This is a genomic window from Dorea sp. AM10-31 (genome assembly GCF_003435815.1).
Classification (GTDB): domain Bacteria; phylum Bacillota; class Clostridia; order Lachnospirales; family Lachnospiraceae; genus Dorea_D; species Dorea_D hominis.
The window spans coordinates 131,170-151,348 of record NZ_QTUV01000008.1 but is presented as its reverse complement, the minus strand read 5'-3'; the positions used below and the strand labels follow the sequence as shown (position 1 = coordinate 151,348).

At 42.0% G+C, this 20,179-nt stretch carries 18 protein-coding genes and 1 other annotated feature; of the genes, 1 reads left to right on the top strand and 17 read right to left on the bottom strand.

From position 1 onward, the window contains the following. Positions 1-96: 96 nt before the first annotated feature. The 6 genes from ptsP (DW125_RS11910) to ptsP (DW125_RS11885) form a co-directional block, all read right to left on the bottom strand. Positions 97-1,719 carry a phosphoenolpyruvate--protein phosphotransferase gene (ptsP, locus tag DW125_RS11910; RefSeq protein ID WP_117538273.1) on the bottom strand — a complete coding sequence of 541 codons (1,623 nt, stop codon included), beginning with the start codon at positions 1,717-1,719 and terminating at the stop codon, positions 97-99. Between the two features lie 16 nt (positions 1,720-1,735). Next, complete coding sequence (locus DW125_RS11905) at positions 1,736-1,993, bottom strand: HPr family phosphocarrier protein (RefSeq protein WP_021861265.1); 258 nt, start codon at positions 1,991-1,993, stop codon at positions 1,736-1,738. A 76-nt stretch (positions 1,994-2,069) separates the two neighbouring features. Further along, the gene (locus tag DW125_RS11900; RefSeq protein WP_117538272.1) at positions 2,070-4,007 is read right to left on the bottom strand and encodes a PTS fructose transporter subunit IIABC; all 1,938 of its coding nucleotides are present in this window, start codon (positions 4,005-4,007) and stop codon (positions 2,070-2,072) included. A gap of 11 nt (positions 4,008-4,018) precedes the next feature. Then, positions 4,019-4,939: a 1-phosphofructokinase gene (gene pfkB, locus DW125_RS11895; RefSeq protein WP_021861263.1), complete on the bottom strand. Its 921-nt coding sequence runs from the start codon at positions 4,937-4,939 to the stop codon at positions 4,019-4,021. After that, positions 4,936-5,685 carry a DeoR/GlpR family DNA-binding transcription regulator gene (locus DW125_RS11890; protein WP_021861262.1) on the bottom strand — a complete coding sequence of 250 codons (750 nt, stop codon included), beginning with the start codon at positions 5,683-5,685 and terminating at the stop codon, positions 4,936-4,938. The genes pfkB and DW125_RS11890 overlap by 4 nt, the downstream gene beginning before the upstream one ends. Positions 5,686-5,894: 209 nt before the next feature. After that, complete coding sequence (gene ptsP, locus DW125_RS11885; protein WP_117538271.1) at positions 5,895-7,520, bottom strand: phosphoenolpyruvate--protein phosphotransferase; 1,626 nt, start codon at positions 7,518-7,520, stop codon at positions 5,895-5,897. 253 nt (positions 7,521-7,773) lie between these two features. On the opposite strand from ptsP (DW125_RS11885), the gene DW125_RS11880 reads away from it, so the two are divergent. Then, on the top strand, positions 7,774-7,971 hold the full coding sequence (locus tag DW125_RS11880; RefSeq protein ID WP_021861260.1) for a cold-shock protein: 198 nt from the start codon (positions 7,774-7,776) through the stop codon (positions 7,969-7,971). Between the two features lie 191 nt (positions 7,972-8,162). Here the strand turns inward: DW125_RS11880 and DW125_RS11875 are convergent, their stop codons facing one another. The 11 genes from DW125_RS11875 to DW125_RS11825 form a co-directional block, all read right to left on the bottom strand. Further along, positions 8,163-8,903, bottom strand: coding sequence for an SseB family protein (locus DW125_RS11875; protein WP_021861259.1), 741 nt, complete (start codon positions 8,901-8,903; stop codon positions 8,163-8,165). A 32-nt stretch (positions 8,904-8,935) separates the two neighbouring features. Then, positions 8,936-9,751: a YitT family protein gene (locus DW125_RS11870; RefSeq protein WP_442873168.1), complete on the bottom strand. Its 816-nt coding sequence runs from the start codon at positions 9,749-9,751 to the stop codon at positions 8,936-8,938. A gap of 126 nt (positions 9,752-9,877) precedes the next feature. Further along, complete coding sequence (locus DW125_RS11865) at positions 9,878-10,555, bottom strand: hypothetical protein (protein WP_021861257.1); 678 nt, start codon at positions 10,553-10,555, stop codon at positions 9,878-9,880. 8 nt (positions 10,556-10,563) lie between these two features. Next, positions 10,564-11,331, bottom strand: coding sequence for a hypothetical protein (locus DW125_RS11860; protein ID WP_117538270.1), 768 nt, complete (start codon positions 11,329-11,331; stop codon positions 10,564-10,566). A 27-nt stretch (positions 11,332-11,358) separates the two neighbouring features. Continuing rightward, positions 11,359-12,384 (bottom strand): tRNA preQ1(34) S-adenosylmethionine ribosyltransferase-isomerase QueA, encoded by a 1,026-nt coding sequence (queA, locus tag DW125_RS11855; protein ID WP_117538269.1) that lies wholly within the window; start codon positions 12,382-12,384, stop codon positions 11,359-11,361. Beyond that, on the bottom strand, positions 12,359-12,874 hold the full coding sequence (locus DW125_RS11850) for an RDD family protein (RefSeq protein ID WP_021861254.1): 516 nt from the start codon (positions 12,872-12,874) through the stop codon (positions 12,359-12,361). The genes queA and DW125_RS11850 overlap by 26 nt, the downstream gene beginning before the upstream one ends. After that, positions 12,855-13,841, bottom strand: coding sequence for a signal peptide peptidase SppA (gene sppA, locus DW125_RS11845; protein WP_021861253.1), 987 nt, complete (start codon positions 13,839-13,841; stop codon positions 12,855-12,857). The genes DW125_RS11850 and sppA overlap by 20 nt, the downstream gene beginning before the upstream one ends. A gap of 36 nt (positions 13,842-13,877) precedes the next feature. Beyond that, the gene (gene pheT, locus DW125_RS11840; RefSeq protein ID WP_117538268.1) at positions 13,878-16,298 is read right to left on the bottom strand and encodes a phenylalanine--tRNA ligase subunit beta; all 2,421 of its coding nucleotides are present in this window, start codon (positions 16,296-16,298) and stop codon (positions 13,878-13,880) included. A gap of 33 nt (positions 16,299-16,331) precedes the next feature. Then, positions 16,332-17,351 (bottom strand): phenylalanine--tRNA ligase subunit alpha, encoded by a 1,020-nt coding sequence (pheS, locus tag DW125_RS11835; protein ID WP_021861251.1) that lies wholly within the window; start codon positions 17,349-17,351, stop codon positions 16,332-16,334. A gap of 110 nt (positions 17,352-17,461) precedes the next feature. Further along, positions 17,462-17,703 (bottom strand) — a binding site (T-box leader). A gap of 61 nt (positions 17,704-17,764) precedes the next feature. Next, positions 17,765-18,592 carry a YihY/virulence factor BrkB family protein gene (locus DW125_RS11830; RefSeq protein ID WP_021861250.1) on the bottom strand — a complete coding sequence of 276 codons (828 nt, stop codon included), beginning with the start codon at positions 18,590-18,592 and terminating at the stop codon, positions 17,765-17,767. Between the two features lie 113 nt (positions 18,593-18,705). Beyond that, entirely contained in the window at positions 18,706-20,061 is a 1,356-nt protein-coding gene (locus DW125_RS11825; protein WP_242992985.1) for a SpoIID/LytB domain-containing protein, read from the bottom strand. Between the last annotated feature and the right edge of the window lie 118 nt (positions 20,062-20,179).

The window sequence follows — 20,179 nt, the reverse complement described above, 5'->3', positions numbered from 1 at the left end:
ATGCCTCGCAAACCCGCATAAATACTGAATGTGTGGAGTTTTGCTCATGGCTACTATATTATTTTTAGGAGGGGTTTATATTTTTTTATTTTGCTTCTAATCTGCTTCTCTTATTCGTTTGCGGAGCGGGAGAATCATTCCCGGTGCAACGGATAATTCATCAATTCCCATCTCAAGGAATGTCTCTGTCAGACTTAAGTCTGCTCCGAGTTCTCCGCAGATTCCAATCCATTTTCCTTCTGCATGTGCATTTTCTGCTGCCATACGGATCATAGATAATACTGCCGGATGATGGGAATCATAAAACGGTTCCAGCTTCTGATTCTGACGGTCGATCGCCAATGTATACTGTGTCAGGTCATTTGTTCCGACACTAAAGAAATCCACTTCTTTTGCAAGGTCACGACTTACCATGACTGCTGCCGGTGTCTCGATCATAACACCAAGTTCAACATTCTCGCGGAAATCAATTCCTTCTTCCTTAAGTTCCTGCTTTACTTCCTCAATAATCTTTTTGATCTGCTTTACTTCATCTACAGATATGATCATTGGGAACATGATTGCAATCTGACCGTAAGCCGATGCACGATACAGCGCACGGAGCTGTGTCTTAAAAATCTCCTGTCTTGTCAGGCAGATACGAATCGCACGATATCCAAGTGCCGGATTTTCTTCTTTATCCAGTCCGAAATAATCTACCTGCTTGTCGGCTCCTATATCAAGCGTACGGATAATGACACGTTTTCCTGCCATATTTTCCGCAACCTGTTTGTATACCTTAAACTGCTCTTCCTCAGTCGGGAAAGTTTCACTTTCCAGATATAAGAACTCACTTCGGAACAGCCCAATACCGCCTGCATCGTTTTTAAGAACAGCACCAACATCTGAAAGATTTCCGATATTGGCATATACCATTACTTTCTGACCGCTTTTCGTAATATTTTCTTTACCCTTAAGCTGCTCCAATAGTGCTTTCTGCTCCTGATCTTCTTTTTGTTTCTCGCGCATACGCGTAAATGTCTCTTTATCCGGATCGATGTAGATTACACCTTCCATTCCGTCTACGATTGCTTCTTTTCCGTCATATTCCTTTTTCAGGTCTTCTCCGATGCCAATCACTGCCGGAATGTTCATCGTTCTTGCCAAAATTGCAGTATGTGAATTTGCAGAACCGAACATTGTAATAAAAGAAAGAACTTTTTCTTTATCCAGCTGTACTGTCTCGCTTGGGACAAGATCATCTGCTGCAATGATCACCGGTTCATTCATTTCCATGGATGCACTGTTCTGGTCACTTAAAACCTGGATCAGACGTTCGGATACATCTTTTACATCCGCTGCACGTCCCTGCATATATGCATCATCCATCGCCGCAAACATTGCCGCAAAATTATCGGCTGTTGTCGCAACTGCATATTCTGCATTCACTTCCTGAGAAGTAATAATATTTACAATAGACTCTACATAGTCTAGATCTTCCAGCATCATCTGGTGAATTTCAAAAATCATGGCATTTGTCTCGCCAACGTCATCCAGGGCCTTGTCATGTAATTCCTGAAGCTGTGAGACTGCTTTTTCTTTTGCAGCCTCAAAACGCTTCACTTCCTGTTCGGTATCTTCTACACGGCTCCGCTTGATCTGGATTTCATTTCTTTTGTAAAATGCGATTTTTCCAATCGCAATTCCTCCAAATACACTTTTTCCTGATAAAGTAATCATAGCCTTCTACCTCTTCTTACAGGTTCTCTTTGAAAAACTGTTCCATTCCTTCGATTGCTTCTGCTTCGTCAGCACCTTCTGCTGTCATGAAGATTTCTTCTCCGTTTTTCACTCCAAGTCCCATAACACCGAAGATTCTCTTAGCGTCTGCGCTCTTTTCACCTTTGCCGATCATAATTGTTGATGCATAGGAGGCTGCCTTCTTTACTAAAAGTCCTGCCGGTCTTGCATGGATTCCTTCTGGATCTGTGATTACATACTTAAATTCTTTCATTTTTTTGTTCTCCTTTTCTCTTTATTATAATTTTTTGTTACTTACAACTAAAATACTTCTATATCAATTAATTAACTTATTTTGTCTGATCTGTCAATGGTTTCTTCAACAGTACAATTCCTGCCATCGTTATAATAGAGCCAATAACAAGTGCCAGTAAAAACATCGGTGCATGTTCCATAATACCAACTACGAAAATTCCTCCGTGAGGTGCTCGGGAACCGCATCCAAATGCCATAGATAATGCTCCTGCTACAGCAGAACCGACTACGCAAGGTGGGATGATACGAAGCGGATCGGATGCTGCAAATGGAATGGCACCTTCTGTAATAAAGGATAATCCCATGATGTAGTTTGTAATACTTGTCTGCTGTTCGCTCTTTGTAAATCTGCTCTTGAAAAATGTTGTTGCAAGTGCGATTCCGATTGGCGGAGTCATTCCTCCGATCATAACCGCTGCCATAATATCAAACTGTCCGCTTCCGATCGCCGCAGTACCAAATACATACGCTGCTTTGTTAAACGGCCCTCCGAAATCAATGGACATCATTCCTCCGAGAAGTGCTCCCAAAAGAACTTTGCTGGATTCTCCCATTCCTGCCAGTCCGTTGTAAAGCCATGTGTTAAATGCTCCAACCGGCGGATTTACGAGAAAGATCATGATTGCACCCATTGCCAGAATTCCAAAGAATGGATATAACAGAACCGGTTTGGTCCCTTCCAGTGCTTTTGGAAGTTTCTCCAGCAGTTTTTTAATCAGCAACATCAGATATCCTGCTACAAAACCTGCGATCAGTGCTCCGAAAAATCCGGATGAGATCCATTTCTCTTCCGGAAGGAAGATAGAGGTTCCTGCTTTTGCGAGCAGACCACCGACAATACCTGGCATTAGTGCCGGTCTGTCTCCGATCGCCATTGCGATATATCCCGCAAGTACCGGGAACATCATTCCAAAGGATGTATTTCCTACTGTATTCAGGAAATGTGCCAATGGAGTTCCGTTACCAAAGGTATCTGTTCCGGCGTTTCCGGCATCTACCAGGAAAGAAAGTGCGATCAGAATACCGCCGCCGATGACGAACGGAAGCATATGGGAGACACCATTCATCAAACTCTTGTAGATCTTACGTCCAAGGCTCTCACCTTCACTGCTCATGGAAGCTTCTTCGCCACCTTTGTTGTGATAAACCGGAACTCCGCCACTCATTGCCTTTGTGATAAGCTCTTCTGCTTTGCTGATTCCGTTTGCTACCTTCGTCATGATTACCGGTTTACCAGCGAATCTTGCCATTCTGACATCTTTATCTGCTGCAATGATGATACAGTCACATGCTGCGATTTCTTCTGCAGTCAACACGTTCTTATCTCCACCGGAACCATTTGTCTCAACTTTGATCGTATACCCCATCTCTTTTGCTTTATTCTCCAGACTCTCCGCTGCCATGTATGTGTGTGCGATTCCAGTCGGACATGCCGTAACTGCAAGGATCTGGTAGCCTGTTTTTTCTGCCGGTTTTTCTTCCCGCTTTTCTTCCTGTTCTGCTTCATCCGGAAATTTTGCTTTTTCTGCTGCATCAATATATCCAAGAAATTCCTCTACTGACTCTGCACTCTGCAGATTCGCGCGGAAGTCATCATCCATCAGAAGCATGGACAGACGACTCAGTACTTCCAGATGTACATTATCTTCTGTGTTCGGTGCCGCGATCAGGAAAATAAGATGTACCGGTTCTCCGTCCAGCGAATCATAATCCACACCATCTTTTACAACCATTGCTGCAAGTCCGGGCTTCGCTACTGCATCTGTCTTCGCATGCGGAATCGCAATTCCTTCACCGATACCGGTTGTTCCTTCTTCTTCTCTTAAGAAAACTCCTTCCTTATAACGCTCCACATCTGTGATGTTTCCTCCAGCTGCCATCAGAGAAACCATTTTCTCAATCGTCTCTTTCTTATCTGAGACAGTTCCGTTCAGATCAATACTTTCTTTTTTCAGCAAGTCTACGATCTTCATCTTTCTTCCTCCTATAATCCATAAGTTTCTGGTTTATCTTCCATCAATGCAACGATATCTTCTTTTGTCGCCAGCCAGTATTGAAAAGCTGTCGCACTTCCAGTCACAACACCAAGCCGGAATGCTTTTTCATATTCTCCGGTATTCAAATATCCGGTCAGAAATCCTGCCACCATAGAATCTCCTGCTCCCACTGAGTTCAGAACTTTTCCTTTTGGTGGTTTTGCTTTATATATAATGCCATCTTCTGTCAAGAGAATGGCGCCATCACCTGCCATGGATACGAGTACATTTTCCGCTCCCATCTCCTGCAGTTTCTTCGCATAAGTCACAATCTCGTCCCTGGTCTTTAATGTCACTCCGAACATTTCGCCAAGTTCATGATTGTTTGGCTTGATCAGGAACGGATGATACTTTAATACTTTCAGGAGAAGTTCCTTCGTCGCATCCACCACAAAATGAATTCCTCTTCCCTGTAAATGTTCCAGAATCCGTTCATAAATATCAGACGGAAGTGTATTCGGAATACTTCCTGCAAGTACGAGTATATCTTCTTTTTTTAATGCATCCAGCTGTTCAAATAATGCCTGCTGTGCTTCTTCTGTGATCACCGGCCCCTGTCCGTTGATCTCTGTCTCTTCGCCTGCATTAATCTTCACATTGATTCTTGTGGAACCTTCCGGGAGTCTTATAAATGCAGTATCACATCCAAATTCCTTCAGCATATTTTCTAATGCCTCTCCTGTAAAACCAGCGGTAAAGCCAAGCGCTTTACTGGAGTGTCCCAGATTCGACAGGATTACGGAAACATTATTTCCTTTGCCCCCCGGATAAACAGCCTCATGTGTTGTCCGGTTAATCTCACCCGGCACAAGCTTATCCACCTGGATTACATAATCCAGAGAGGGGTTAAAAGTAACTGTGTAAATCATGCCTCAACCTCCATAACATTTTTATATTTTTTATATTTTTCATCTGCTATTCCTATTGTGAGCAGCTTTGCATCTTCAAATGCAGAAAAAGTAACCGATGAGATCTGATTGATCTTCGTCGCGTCCGCAAGAACAAAACATTCACGGCACTGCTCCATTGCTTTTTCTTTTACCATTGCTTCAGCAATATCCGGTGTGGTATATCCTGCATCCGGATGTACACCGTTTGTTCCGAAGAAACCTTTCGTAAAATTATATTTACGAAGTCCGGAAATGGCATCGGCTCCGACGATTGCTTCTGTTATCGCTTTCAGCTCTCCACCGATCAGAATGACACGAAAGCCTTTCTGCAGCAGCTTTTGTGCATGGCCAATGGAATTCGTTACATAGACTGCATCTGCCTGTGTCAGATAATCAATCATTATATCCACGCTACTTCCGGCATCCAGATATACAAAATCATCTGCCTGAACAAGTGTCGCCGCATATTTGCCAATTTTCTGCTTTACTTCACGGTTCAGGTCTCTTCGTACAGACAACGCCGCATCCTTTGTTGTATATCCAGATTCTACTGCGGTTGCGCCACCATGTACTTTCACCAGCTCGCCCCGCTTATGAAGTGTTGTCAGATCTCTTCGTATTGTAGATTCCGAAGTGTCCAGAAGTTCTGTCAGTTCCTGGACTGTAACCGCATGTTCTTCATTTACAACACGAAGGATTTCGCTATATCTTTCTTCTGCAAGCATTCCCTTCATCCTTTCATTTTCAATCACTTTCATTCATCTTCATTCATCTTTATGCTTATACTACAACCATTTTCAGTCAAAGTCAATCATTTTCAGTCAAAAATAATCATCAAAAAAGGACTTTTATCTTCGTGCAAACTGCACAAAAAACAAAAATCCTTTTATAACATCTATATATTTTTAACTGCTACGCTCCTGGCAATCATAAACTACTGGATCTCGCGGATCTTCTTACGAAGCGCCAGTACCTGCCCCGGTGCTACTGATAATTCATCAATGCCAATCTGCAGGAAAAATTCTGTCAATGACAGATCTGCCGCCATATCTCCGCAGATACTGATTGGCTTTTCTTCCAGATGAACGTTATTAGCTACAATACGCAGCATCTTAAGTATCGCCGGATGGTGCGGATCAAAATATTTCTCCATCCGCTCATTCTCACGATCCATTCCGAGTGTGAATTGCAGCAGATCATTCGTTCCGATACTGAAGAAATCAACCTCTCTTGCAAGTTCTCCGCTAATCATGACTGCCGCCGGTGTCTCTATCATTACGCCGACCTGGATTTCTTTATTATAAGCGGTCTTCTCGGCACTCAGCTCTTTTTTCGCTCTCTCTAACAGAAGCTTTGCACTTCTTACTTCTTCCACAGTAGCGATCATTGGAAACATAATTGCAACATTACCATATACAGAAGCTCTTAAAATTGCACGGAGCTGCGTCTTAAACATATCTTCTTTCTCCAGCGATACTCTGATTCCACGGTAACCCATGGACGGATTCTTCTCCGGTCCGATTTCAAAGCATGCCGCCTGCTTCTCTCCGCCAAGATCTGCTGTACGGATCACAACTCGCTTGATCCCCATTGATTCTGCTGCCAGCTTATATGTCTGGAACTGCTGCTCTTCTGTTGGCAGCTTTCCACCATTCTCCATATACAGGAACTCACTTCTGAACAGCCCGATTCCACCGGCGTCACTTCGGATTACATTCTCAATATCCTCTCTGTTACCGATATTCGCACAGATATCAATTTTCTGACCGCTCTGTGTAATATTCTCTTTTCCTTTCAGCCGTTCCAGATTCCGCGTCTTCTCATGGTTAGCGTCCTGTCGCTTCTTCATCTGCGTGATCGTTGTATAATCCGGCTCGATGTAAACCTTTCCTTCAAATCCGTCAATGATGATCGTCTTTCCATCGTACTCTTTCTTCAGCGCATCACCCAGTCCGATGACTGCCGGGATTCCTTTTGTACGGGCAATCACTGCCGTATGGGAATTGATCGTTCCATAACGCGTCACAAAACCAAGTACCTTGGACTTCTCTAACTGCATTGCCTCACTTGGATAAAGCTCTGATGCAGCCAGAATAAATGGTTCATCTGAAAGCAGACGATCCTTCCAGCTTCTGGACAGGATCCGGATCAGGCGGATCGCCACATCGCGAATATCTGCATCATGCCCTTTCAGGTAATTCTTATCTTCTTCCGGTCCGTTCTTGATCAGTTCTTCAGCTGCATGGGAGACTGCAAATTCTGCATTCAGCTTCTCTTCCAGAATGATATTCGTAATCTTTCCGACAAATTCCTCGTCCTCTAAAATCTGCTGCTGCATTTCGAAAATAGCTGCATTCGCCTCTCCCACTTCTTTGATAGAAGAAGTATGCATCACTTTCAGTTCCATAAATGCCTTATCTTTGGCTTTTTGAAAACGGGCAACTTCTTTTTCAATATCTTTTACATAAATCCGTTTGATTTCTTTAATATCACGTTTATATAAAGAAAGCTTTCCGATTGCGATCCCTTCTGAAATTTTCTTCCCCGTTAATGTAATCATACTATTATATCCTCACTTCTTCGAAATATTTGCGTAAAATCTCCTAAATATACTTTACACGTTCCATACTCTTTCGTCAAGGAAAGGATACCGGCAAATGTCGAAACGCGCTGTTGCTTTTGTGTAAAATCGCCAAAAGCCCTTTCGTTTTTGTTGACTTCTTTATCAAAACATGTTAAAGTAACGGAGTGTAATCTTGGCTGACATCAGATTACACTGGATCTATTATTTTTCATTTTATGGAGGTATCATCATGAAAGGTACAGTAAAATGGTTTAACAACCAAAAAGGCTATGGTTTCATCTCTGATGAATCCGGCAAAGACGTTTTCGTACACTACTCAGGACTGAATATGGAAGGCTTCAAGTCTCTTGAAGAAGGACAGGAAGTTGAGTTTGATGTAACAGAAGGCGCCAAGGGACCTCAGGCAGTGAACGTAACGAAGCTCTAAGAGCCAGATTTAATCGAAATTTAGATGTACCTTTTAACTATATAAAGTAACTGGATTTTAGATATTTAAAAGTAATACACGAAAAATGAGATTAAGACAGCGAAGGCGGACAGTTTCTACTGTCCGCCTTTTTGTTGCCATAGCATCCGAAAGAATCTGCCAATGGCAGGTTCTGTAGGTTATATCATCATTTATTCTTCTTCACTTGCTGTAGATTTTGAAATATCAAGCAGCACATTTACTCCAAATGGATTGATCGCTACACCTTCCATCCCATCCGGGAGCTGCTTTGCTACCGTCTCTGCATCCATGATCAATGCTCTGTATTTCTGTTCCTTATCAAACTTTACAAATTCCATCAGATCTGTAAAGATTGGCTGATATACTTTTCCACTTGTTCTGCGAAGTGCCGGAATCTGATTGTCTTCCTGTACTGCAACCAGATATTTTCCTTCATAGAAATGCGCCATCATCTCTTCATTCAACGCATCCATCTCTTCTGTCATCTCTTCCGGATTTCGGCGAAGCTCCTGTACAAAATAAAGCGCTGTCAGGTGAAGTTCCGGATTCTCAATTCTCGGTTCATCCTCCGGAAGATCCTCTTCTGCTGTTCTTATAACCAGATCATTTAACTGTACCTGCACTTTCTCTTCACCGGTACAAACCAGAATACAGTTTACTCCCATCGGAAACAGACCTGTGAAAAATTCCAGTCTGTGTTCCTTCTTCACATTTACAAGTCTTACCGGAATTTTGGCATCCAACATTCTGTCTGCCTGTTTTTTTGCTTCTTCTTCACTGTCAAATAGGATCACTTCATCATCATAAGTCTCCGGATCACAGTAGACAAATGGCATATTCGTACAAGCCGAATATATGACATATATATCTTCTGCTTCTCTTAACATCTCCAGCACGTCCATCTTTTCCATTTTTTATTTCCTCTTCCTTTCTTCCGCCTCTTTTAAAACGATCTGACTTTCGGTCGATAGCGCATATCTGCCACTGTGTAAACCGTAACAAAAGCTTCCGGATCTTTGTGGATAATGTAATTCATTAGTTTCTGATACTCGTTTTTATCCACAATTGTAATGATTTCTCTGTATTTTTCCATATTATATGCACCGATTGCTTCATAGAATGTCGCACCACTGTGCAATTCATGCAGGATAAACTCCCGCACTTCCTGTTCATATTTTGTAATGATGCAAACACGACGTTTCACATTCTGTCCAAATATAAAATGATCCAGCACAATTCCGTTGAAGTATGTACCCAGTATACTCAAAACAACTGCTTTCTTATCATAAATCAGCGCTGAAGAAAGCGCTACACACATCCCGGAAATGGACATTGCCTTTCCCAGTTCAATATGCAGATACTTGTTCATCATCTTCGCTACGATATCCAATCCACCGGAAGATGCATTCATATTGAACAAAATGCCGAGTCCGATACTTACAACTAAAATATAACATAACACATCCAGTTCCGTACTTTCTGTCAGAGACTGAAAATCCGGAAAAATTTTCTCAAAGACTGCCAGATAAAGCGGCAGTAAAATACTGGTATATACTGTCTTCGCGCCAAATTCTTTCCCACAGGTCAGAAATCCGATCACCAGCAGAACTACATTCAGGATCATGGTAACACTCGATACCGGAAGCGACACATAATGTGCAAGAATGATTGCCAGCGCCGATACACTGCTGATTGATGTCTGGCTCGGAATCAGGAAAAAGTAAACAGCCGATGCAATGATCCCCACGGCAACCGACATAACTGCAACTTCTTTCACATTCTCAAACGTACAGCATATTTTCTTTTTTTCGTTCATACTCTTATCCCCACTTTTTTGAAAACTCCTCATCAAGCATACAAAAAAACAGAGAAGAAAGCAATCCTTTTACCGAAAATATTTTGTCAACCCATTGTCCTTAAAAAACACGACAACTTCTTTGTCATGAAGTCCGGTTCCTTTATCAACATAAATCTTATTTCCGTCTATGTTAATATTGATATCCAGATTCTGTCCAAAAGACTCTTCATAAATAACAGTTATTGACACCACATCCGAAGATTCTCCGTTCTTCCGGTAATTCTTCTCAAGCTTTCTCTGCTCGTTTTCAGAAACCGGTTTTAACTGTTTACATAAGCGGATGATCTCTTTCGTTTCATTTTCATCGTATTTTTCATTTAATTTTTCATCGGATGTTTTATAGAAAAAATGATCCAGCACCGCTCTGTCTTCCATGGCAGATGCCGTAAAATTACAATTTACAAAATATCCTGCAACAATCAAAGCCGTAAGGCATCCCCCTACAGCCAGCGCTGATACTGTTTTCTTAAAATCTGTTCTTTTAATAAGAAGCCGAATCGTTATCACCAGAGTCAGTACCAACACCGTGAAAGCAAGATTCATATAACTGACCGGCTGATTTGCCGAACTGACAAACGGATTCCCATATCTCAGCATAAAACGTCCAAAAGTATCCGATAACAGATAGGAACAACTATATACAACCAAAAATGTAAGCGTCAAAAAAGTAATCTGCTCTTTTTTATTCTCTCTTTCTCGTATCATACTTTCTCCTACAGTTTCCGGAATTCCGGAATATCACCGGATATCTTATACTGTTTTACATAGTTTGCAAATTTCTTATCTACATGATAAATTGTAATGTCATTTATCACAATATAACATTTTTGCGGATTTACATAAGCATCTGTAAATCTTGTCTTATTCCCCATAATAAGCCCGATTTCTATCTCATCCTCATAATTTCTTGTGATTCTCGGATCCTTTTTCAGACCTTTCTGTAAACTATCTTTCAAAGTTTGCGCTGATTTTCCCGAAAATTCCTCACTGATCATCTGGGAACTCTGAAATACAAATGTATTGATGCCTTTCAGCTCTCCACAATCACTGACTGCCTTTTTATTAATGCCATAAGTCAGACAGATCAGCATTGCGATCACAATAATATTTCCATAAAGAAAGTGTGTATATCTCTGCAACGTAAATATTTTCTTATCTCCTGTAAAATACGCAAAGGACCCCACCAGAAATAAACCAATCAGCATAGGTGTGATCCATCTTGCCATCCCTGTGGCAATCAGACTGTGTGGAAAAAAATCCGTATTCAGATTCGCCAGAGTCTCTTCTGCGTCTGCCGCATCTGTTCCAATCATAAACTGATAGATTGCTTCACTGATCTTGTATGGAAGCCCCAGTATTCCTTTTGTTATAAAAAATGTATCTTTCTCATAAAGGTGGCTGAATAATCCGATCAGAACTCCTGCTGTACAGAAAAGCGCTACTCGGTTCGATCCCTTTTTGCCACTTATTATCTGCTGCATCTTTTCTCCCTTCTTTATGTATCCATTTTACTGGATAAACATCGCATCTCCAAACGAAAAAAATCGATATCTCTCTTTCACTGCCTCTTCATATGCCGCAAGGACATGCTCTCTTCCGGCAAGTGCTGATACAAGCATTACCAGCGTAGACTCCGGCAAATGGAAATTCGTGATCAGGCAGTCTAAAACCTTGAACTTATATCCCGGATAGATAAAAATCTCTGTCCAGCCGCTACATGCTTTTAAATGCCCGTCTTCATCTGCCGCGGATTCGATCGTACGGCAACTTGTCGTTCCGACACAAATTACTCTTCCGCCGTTTTCTTTTGCATGATTGATCTTCTGTGCTGCTTCTTCTGTAATCTGGAAAAATTCCGAATGCATATGATGTTCTGTGATCTCATCTACCTTCACCGGTCGGAAAGTTCCAAGCCCGACATGCAATGTCACACTTGCGATATCCACGCCTTTCTTCTTAATCGCTTCCAGAAGCTCCGGTGTAAAATGCAGTCCTGCTGTCGGCGCTGCTGCCGAGCCGTTATGCTTCGCATAAACAGTCTGATAACGATTCTTATCCTCCAGTTGATGTGTGATGTAAGGAGGAAGCGGCATCTGGCCAAGCTGGTCAAGGATCTCTTCAAAAATCCCGTCATAAGTAAACCGGATCAGACGATTTCCCTCCTCTACAATATCTACAACTTCTCCGATCAAAAGTCCGTCACCGAAGCTGATCTTCGCTCCGACTTTTGCCTTTTTCCCCGGTTTTACAAGTGTCTCCCAGGTGTTGTCGCTTTTTCTTTTTAATAATAAAATCTCAATCTTTGCATTTGTTCCTACTTTGGAACCAATCAGTCTTGCCGGAATTACCTTCGTGTCATTGATAACCAGACAGTCTCCCTCATGCAGATAGTCAATAATCTCTTTAAATACATGATGGGAAACAGCCCCAGACTTCTTGTCAAGGACAAGCAGCCTGGAGCTGGAACGATCCTCAATCGGATCCTGTGCAATCAATTCTTCCGGCAGATCATAATAAAAATCCTGTGTTTTCATTTTCTATATGAATCTCCTTTATTTTCTTTGCATATACAACTCTCGTATCACTGAGTCTGTCATGCAGTCCACATTTCTGCTGATCCAATCCTGCCAGCAGATAGCCAAATCCTAACGATACGTGGCACAGAAATCGTCCTATGGTCTCTCTGTACACAATATCGAACAGACCTAATCTTTCTTCTTTTGCACTTACAACCTTAAGATGGAATACGCGCTTTCCAAAAGTTGTTCCGGTTTCGTAAGTACATATAATAAAATATAACACCTGACAAATATAAAGTGCAACATCTTTTAAGGAATATTGAAACAAAACATTCGTATTCAATATGTTAATCTCAAGAAGCCCTAATACAAATGAAGCAAGCGCCAATACCAGACGGACTCCGATAAGTCCAAAAAAGATAATCATATGATCCAGCACATATGCAGCAAACCTTACCCAGAATCCTGCGTATTCCAGATTTTCACTATTGCAATCCCTCTGCATAATACATCAGTCCTCCGCTTTTACATTCTTCGGCAGTCTCTTTCAATACCTGTGCCTCTGACTTTGGAACCAGACTTCCTGCTTTCGCAAATAGTTCATCCAGCAGGCTCGTCTTACGCTCCGGCTCATAGAATTCATCCGTCTTAAGTTTGTCACTCATTTCATCCTGCATCTCATCATAACTGCTGATTTTATCGATCAGACCATTATTTTTTGCCTGCGTTGCTGTGTAAGTTCTTCCATCAGCCAGCTTTTTCACCTGTTCTTTGGATATTTTTCTTCCGTCAGCTACTTTGGATACAAACGCTTCGTAACACTCATCTACCTGTGACTGGTATATCTTCACCTGCTCTTTTGTCAGTCTGCTGGAATCTTTATTTTTACCGCTCGTAATACTCACATAGCGGATGCCCAGTTTCTTGTATAAGCCTGTCAGGTCATAACCGGACATAATAACTCCGATGGAACCGGTCACTGTATTCTTATTTGCATAGATTTTATCTGATGATACAGAAGCCATATAACCTCCCGAAGCAGCATAATGTGCCATATAAGTCCAGATTGGCTGTTTGGTTATCTTCTTGTATTCCATCAGTTTGTCATACAATTCTTCCGATTCGTAGACTGCTCCACCCGGCGAATCTACATAAAGCAAAATTCCTTTATTATTTTCGTCATCCATAAGTTCATCCAGATACTCCATTGTCGTATCATGCTGATAACCACTGTTCTGTCCGCTCAGAATATCTGTCGTGTCTGATGCCTGTTCCTGAATCGTTCCCTGCACTTTCACAACTGCAATGTAATCGTCATCCGGTGGATCAAAATTACTGCCACCTGCAAGGATCTCTTCTGCTGCATCCCCTATAATACTTTCTGCCGCTGTATTTACAAATACACTGATCACTCCGATCACAGCGAACAGAAGACCTGCTATAAGCAGGCCTATGATCTGTTTCTTTTTCATTTTGGAAATTACCTTTCCTTTCTGTGAATGAACTGTTTATTTACGAAGTTCGATTCCAAGCGCTTCCAGTCCTGCCAAAATCTTGTTCATAGCACTTGTAATCTCTGCCTCTTCCAGTGTCTTATCCTTTGCACGGAATACGATAGAATATGCTACGGACTTAAAGCCTTTCTTAATCTGTTCTCCTTCGTAAATATCAAACAGTGCATAGCTCTCCAAATAAGCGCCACCCTTCTTCTCGATGACTTCTTCTACCTGTCCGACAAGAATCTCTTTCGGCATTACCATACTAATATCTCTGGTAACTGCCGGGAATTTGGCAATTCCCGTATATTTTCTGTCAAAGGTTGCCTTCTTCACAATCTCCGGCATATCAATAACAGCAATGTAAGCTCTTGTTCCGATTCCGTAATTGTCTGCAACATCCGGATGTACTTCTCCTAAATATCCGACAACTGTTCCATCATAAATGATATTTGCCTGACGTCCCGGATGCAGATATGTCTTTCCGGCATTCGGATCGTAAGTTTCTTTTTTATGAAGTCCTACTTTTTCAAAGAACTCTTCTACAACACCTTTCATACTGAAGAAATCTCCGTCTCCATACATTCCAAGTGTAAACTGCATACGCTCTTCCGGCAGTTCTGTAAGTGGCAGAGCCTTTGGCAGATATACATTACCAAGCTCATATAATCTTACATTTTTATTTCTTCTGTTGTAGTTTGTTGCAAGAGAAGTCAGCATACCATTTAAGGATGTTGTTCTCATTACGCTGTAATCTTCTCCCAGCGGATTCACAATGTCAACTGTTTGGCGAAGCGGTGAATCCTCCGGCAACAGTAATTTATCAAATACCTTCGGGCTTTCAAATGAATAAGTCATTCCCTGGCTGAATCCACAGAACTCCGCGATATCACGCGCAATCTCTTCCACTCTCAGCTTGAATGATAATTTACCTGTTGTTGCCTCTCCTCTCGGAAGTGTTGTCGGGATATTATCATATCCATAGAATCTTGCAACTTCTTCTGCAAGGTCAGCCATGCGGAACAGGTCATGACGGAAAGTCGGAGCGATCACTTCTCTCTTCTCTTTGTCATATTCCAGATCAATCTTCTTGAAGTATCCGAGCATATCTTCTTCTGCGATCTCTGTTCCAAGCAGATTGTTGATTGCTTCCGAATCAAATGGCACACGTACCGGCTCTTTCTTCTTTCCATATACATCTACCATACCGCCGACAACTTCTCCGGCTCCCATCTCTTCAATGAGCTGGCATGCACGGTCGATTGCAGCCTGTGCATTGTTCGGATCCAGACCTTTTTCGAATTTACCGGAAGCATCTGTACGAAGTCCGACTCTCTTGCTTGATTTACGGATGTTTGTTCCGTCAAAACATGCTGCTTCAAAAAGCATTGTCTTTACATTGTCTGTGATCATGGAGTTCTCACCACCCATGATTCCGGCAATACCGATAGATTTCTCGCCGTCGCAAATCATCAGAACGTCTTCATCCATCTGTCTTTCCTGTCCATCCAGTGTTGTAAATTTCTCATCTGCTTCTGCAGTACGGACAATAATCTCATGATTGGCAATCGTGTCCAGATCATAAGCATGCATTGGCTGTCCGTATTCTTCCATTACATAGTTTGTAATATCTACGAGGTTATTGATCGGACGGATTCCTACGGAAGCCAGTCTTCTCTGCATCCATTCCGGTGACGGTGCAATCTTGATATTCTTTACAATTCTTGCACAGTATCTCGGGCAGAGGTCTGTATTTTTTACAGTAACTTTGATGTAATCATTGACATCTTCGTCATTTCCTGTTGTTGTTACAACCGGCGGGCAAAATTCTTTGTGGAAAGTTGCTGCCGCCTCTCTTGCAATACCAACAACACTGTAGCAGTCTACACGGTTTGATGTGATCTCATATTCAAATACAACATCGTGCAGTCCCAGTACTTCAATGGCATCTGCTCCGACTTCTGTATCTTCCGGGAAAATATAGATTCCGTATTCCGGTGCATCCGGATACATGTCACGGTTTGATCCCAGCTCTTCGATCGAGCACATCATACCGTTACTCTCTACTCCACGTAATTTTCCTTTTTTGATCTTGATTCCACCGGCAACTCTCTGTCCCGGCTCATGTCCGCCTGCAACACGTCCGCCGTCCAGAACAACCGGTACTTTGTCACCTTCTTTTACATTCGGTGCACCCGTTACGATCTGAATGGATTCTGTTCCGATATTTACCTGACAGATAATCAGCTTGTCAGCATCCGGATGCTTCTCGATCTTATCAATCTGTCCGACTACGATCTTGTCCAGATCTGCATCCATCTTTTCAAATCCTTCTACTTTTGTTCCGGTCAGTGTCATTGCATCGGTATATTCCTGTGCTGTCACGTCAAGATCCGGAACATATGCTTTTATCCATGATAATGATGTATTCATCTTATTACTCCTTTCGCGTCCTTCATCTATCGTTTAAAACTGTTTTAAAAATCGGATATCATTTTCATATAACAGTCTCATGTCATCAATTTCGTATTTTAACAGTGCAATACGTTCCAGACCTACACCAAATGCAAATCCTGTATATTCATCCGGATCAATTCCACACATTTCCAGTACATGTGGATGTACCATACCACAGCCAAGAATCTCAATCCATCCGGATCCTTTACAGAAACGGCATCCTTTTCCGCCGCATTTGAAGCAGGTAACATCAACTTCTGCACTTGGCTCTGTAAATGGAAAATGATGCGGACGGAATTTCGTCTTTGTCTCTGGTCCGAATAACTCTTTTGCAAATACTTCCAGTGTACCTTTCAGGTCTGCGAAAGAAATGTTTTTGTCAATAACAAGTCCTTCGATCTGATGGAAAGAAGGAGAATGTGTTGCATCTACTTCGTCAGAACGGAATACACGTCCCGGTGCGATCATACGGATTGGGAGTTTTCCCTGTTCCATTACTCGTGCCTGTACCGGCGATGTCTGGGTACGAAGTACGATATCTTTATTAATATAGAACGTATCCTGCTCATCTTTTGCCGGATGATCTGCCGGAATATTCAGTTTTTCAAAGTTGTACAGATCGTATTCTACTTCCGGTCCTTCTACAACTTCATATCCCATACCAACGAAAATTCTCTCTACTTCTTCCAGTGCAATCGTGTTCGGATGTCTGTGTCCGACCATATTCTTCTTGGACGGCAGTGTTACATCGATTACTTCCTGTTTCATCTTCTCTTCACGGATCGCACGCTCCATTTTGCTCTTGCTTTCCTCTAATATCTTCTCAATTGCTTCTCTTGTCTCATTGACCATCTGACCAACCTTCGGTCTGTCTTCTTTGGCAACATCTTTCATACTCTTTAATACGGCTGTCAGCTCTCCCTTTTTACCAAGGAATTTTACGCGGACATCATTCAGTTTTTCAGGCATATCTGCCTGTTCGATTGCTTTTAATGCTTCTTCTCTGATGGCTTTAAGCTTCTCCTGCATCTCTTTTCTCCCTTTCTTCATCAATATATCTGTCCATATTCAGACACCTGCAGAACCTGCCGACGGCAACTTCATCCAGATGCTGTGGCAATAAAAAAAGAACTTCATCCCCTAGGGACGAGGTTCTACCCGTGGTACCACCCTGATTCCTGCAGCATATTACTTGCGGCAGGCACTTATCTTCTGCGTAACGTGCAGGTTACGTTTTCTCTTACTTACAGATTATCTCCGTTTCAAAGAAACAGCTTACGTGGGAAATTCAATCCTTATCTGAACCGAAGAAGACTTCCAGCCTGCGATCTTCTCTCTCTGTCGGAAAATAATTCTCTACTTACACGGTCATTGCTTTTTCCAAAAATAGATTGAGTTCTAATACTTCATTATTGTATCATACAGCCCGGAGATGTCAAGTTCTATTCTCCAAAAATCTCATCTGATACCATCACATTCACTACACCGCCAAGTAGAATCGTATACATACAGAAATACATCCAAAGCATGATCAACACGATTGTTGTCAGACTTCCGTACATATCCGAAAATCCCTGAAATACATCTACATACACAGAAAAAATCCAGGATATGATCATCCAGCCAATTGCTGCAAATACCGCACCCGGAATCTGTCTTTTTAATTTTGTCCTGCGGTTTGGCAGAAACTTATAGATCAAAAGGAAGAATATCATCAATGTGATAGGCGTAATGATCGTACGCGTTTTAATCAGCCAGTCAGCAATCTGTTTCATGATCGTTACATGATTTGTGATAAATATATTTATTGTATTACCAAACACAGACAACAGCAGCAGGAATATGATCACGATCAAGAACATCACTGTATAGATCGTTGCCCGCAGACGGAGATAAAAATAGTTACGTGTCTCATGGCATTTGTAAATGCAGTTCAGTCCGGAAGACATCGCAAGTACACCTTTTCCTGCTGACCAGAGCGCTACAACTACCGTGATCGGGATGATGCTCATTGACTGGTTGTAAACCTGATTCACGATCGATGTGATCAGTGTCTCCACAGATGACGGGAACACCTGGATCACTGCCGCCATAACATCTGCTTTCGTCACTGGTGTATAACGCACCAGTGTCAGAAGAAGCAGAATGATCGGAATCAGACACAGCATAAAAAAGTATGCCGACTGTGCAGCATACGCACCTACATGATCATGGGATATGTCTGTTGTTATCTGTATTATTTTTGAACTGATTTCTTTTATTTTCTTCATAGTTCTCTCCTGACATTCGCACCCCATTTTAACTGATTTCATGCGCTTTGTCTACGATTATCTGTCTTTTATCGTACCGGCAGACATTTTCTTAGATGTTTTTCTTCATATTATTAATTTTCTACCGTAATGTCAGAATAAAACAGTTTCAATATTTCTTTGTAAGTTTTCCCCTGTTTTGCCATTTCATTGGCTCCTGTCTGGCTCATTCCGATTCCATGTCCGAATCCGCCTCCCCGGATGTGGATCTGGCTCTTTTTTTTCGTAATTGTAATAAACGCACTTGGAAGCAATGTTCGAAACTTCACTTTACTTCCGTCCTGTTTCCGGATATCATAATCTCCCGCAAGCGCTGACCGGATTTTATTCTCTGTTTTTATAGTCAGATTTCCTTTGTCTCCCTTTACTTTAAGTTCCAGCGCTACTTTTCCCGGACCTCTTTTTGAAATATATATCTTGCGGATACTTCCGACATCTTTTCCGGTATTTTTACAAAGAATCGTTGACAATCTTGCTGCCGTTACGTCCACTGTCCACCGGTACCATGGAAGATTTTTCTCATAATCCCCATTTTTTCCACTGACTCTGACGGATTTCAGATAGCCGGTAGCTGCTGATGAAGTGCTTCCCCACGCTGCAGTTGTCGTCGTTCTTCCGGAAGATGTCGAATAATAGTATGTTGTTGCAATTTTCCCTTTATACTTTGCAGTTTCTCCGGCTGTCTGCCTGACCGCTTTCACAGCAGAATCCGCCTGCTTTGAATTGCCATATACCTGATAATCTGTACTGTCATTGACATGCGCCCGGTATTTCGGATAAGCATAGTTCTCCATCTGCCGGTAAGCATAGCTTCTCGCGCAGACAGCCTGCGCTTTTAATGCTTCCAGTTTATATGACACCGGCATCTCGCTCGGAACAACCGCACAGAGATAATCTTCTACCGTAAGTTCATTGATCAGTGCGATCTTCTTTCCGGCAGACTTAAGTTCCAGTGTCCCGCTGTAAGACGGCGTTCCATAACCTCTTCGTATGCTCTTAACCTGTACCGTACCTTTTCTTGCACGAATTTTTATTGTATGTTTTTTCAGTCGCCGATTTGAAGCTTTTATCGTCACAGTTTTTCCGGCAGGTACGGAAACTTTTTTCGCTCCTATTCTTAATATCAAGCCTTCTTTTCCCGAAACTTTCACTTCCGTATGAAACGCCCGGGTATATCCTGTTGTCATCAGGAGAACACGGATCTTTGGATTCTTTTTCGCTATTTTCGTATTATCCGTCTGTTTTTTTGACACATCTATTTCATATGTATTGTTGTATGTCTGTTTCTGCCTGTCACTTTCACGTACTTGTCTTCTCCTCGCTACTTCCGGCAGTTTTCCACTGAGTAACACAATAAAAAAAGCGGCAATGAGAATACAGCCACACAAACGAATACTCTTTTGATGTTTTCTATTTTTCTGACATTTCAACTGAATCCCTCCATATACATTCGTAACATTCGTAAAGCCACACGTTTCTTGTACTTTTCGCTGCATTAACAGCTCTTTTTTGTTCACATATGGATAAAAAGAAGATGCCGCATCGGAT

Coding starts and splice junctions, on each gene's coding strand:
- ptsP (WP_117538273.1), bottom strand. CDS start 1,719: ATGATTACTTTATCAGGAAAAAGTGTATTTGGAGGAATTGCGATTGGA.
- DW125_RS11905 (WP_021861265.1), bottom strand. CDS start 1,993: ATGAAAGAATTTAAGTATGTAATCACAGATCCAGAAGGAATCCATGCA.
- DW125_RS11900 (WP_117538272.1), bottom strand. CDS start 4,007: ATGAAGATCGTAGACTTGCTGAAAAAAGAAAGTATTGATCTGAACGGA.
- pfkB (WP_021861263.1), bottom strand. CDS start 4,939: ATGATTTACACAGTTACTTTTAACCCCTCTCTGGATTATGTAATCCAG.
- DW125_RS11890 (WP_021861262.1), bottom strand. CDS start 5,685: ATGCTTGCAGAAGAAAGATATAGCGAAATCCTTCGTGTTGTAAATGAA.
- ptsP (WP_117538271.1), bottom strand. CDS start 7,520: ATGATTACATTAACGGGGAAGAAAATTTCAGAAGGGATCGCAATCGGA.
- DW125_RS11880 (WP_021861260.1), top strand. CDS start 7,774: ATGAAAGGTACAGTAAAATGGTTTAACAACCAAAAAGGCTATGGTTTC.
- DW125_RS11875 (WP_021861259.1), bottom strand. CDS start 8,903: ATGGAAAAGATGGACGTGCTGGAGATGTTAAGAGAAGCAGAAGATATA.
- DW125_RS11870 (WP_442873168.1), bottom strand. CDS start 9,751: ATGTCGGTTGCCGTGGGGATCATTGCATCGGCTGTTTACTTTTTCCTG.
- DW125_RS11865 (WP_021861257.1), bottom strand. CDS start 10,555: ATGATACGAGAAAGAGAGAATAAAAAAGAGCAGATTACTTTTTTGACG.
- DW125_RS11860 (WP_117538270.1), bottom strand. CDS start 11,331: ATGCAGCAGATAATAAGTGGCAAAAAGGGATCGAACCGAGTAGCGCTT.
- queA (WP_117538269.1), bottom strand. CDS start 12,384: ATGAAAACACAGGATTTTTATTATGATCTGCCGGAAGAATTGATTGCA.
- DW125_RS11850 (WP_021861254.1), bottom strand. CDS start 12,874: ATGCAGAGGGATTGCAATAGTGAAAATCTGGAATACGCAGGATTCTGG.
- sppA (WP_021861253.1), bottom strand. CDS start 13,841: ATGAAAAAGAAACAGATCATAGGCCTGCTTATAGCAGGTCTTCTGTTC.
- pheT (WP_117538268.1), bottom strand. CDS start 16,298: ATGAATACATCATTATCATGGATAAAAGCATATGTTCCGGATCTTGAC.
- pheS (WP_021861251.1), bottom strand. CDS start 17,351: ATGCAGGAGAAGCTTAAAGCCATCAGAGAAGAAGCATTAAAAGCAATC.
- DW125_RS11830 (WP_021861250.1), bottom strand. CDS start 18,592: ATGAAGAAAATAAAAGAAATCAGTTCAAAAATAATACAGATAACAACA.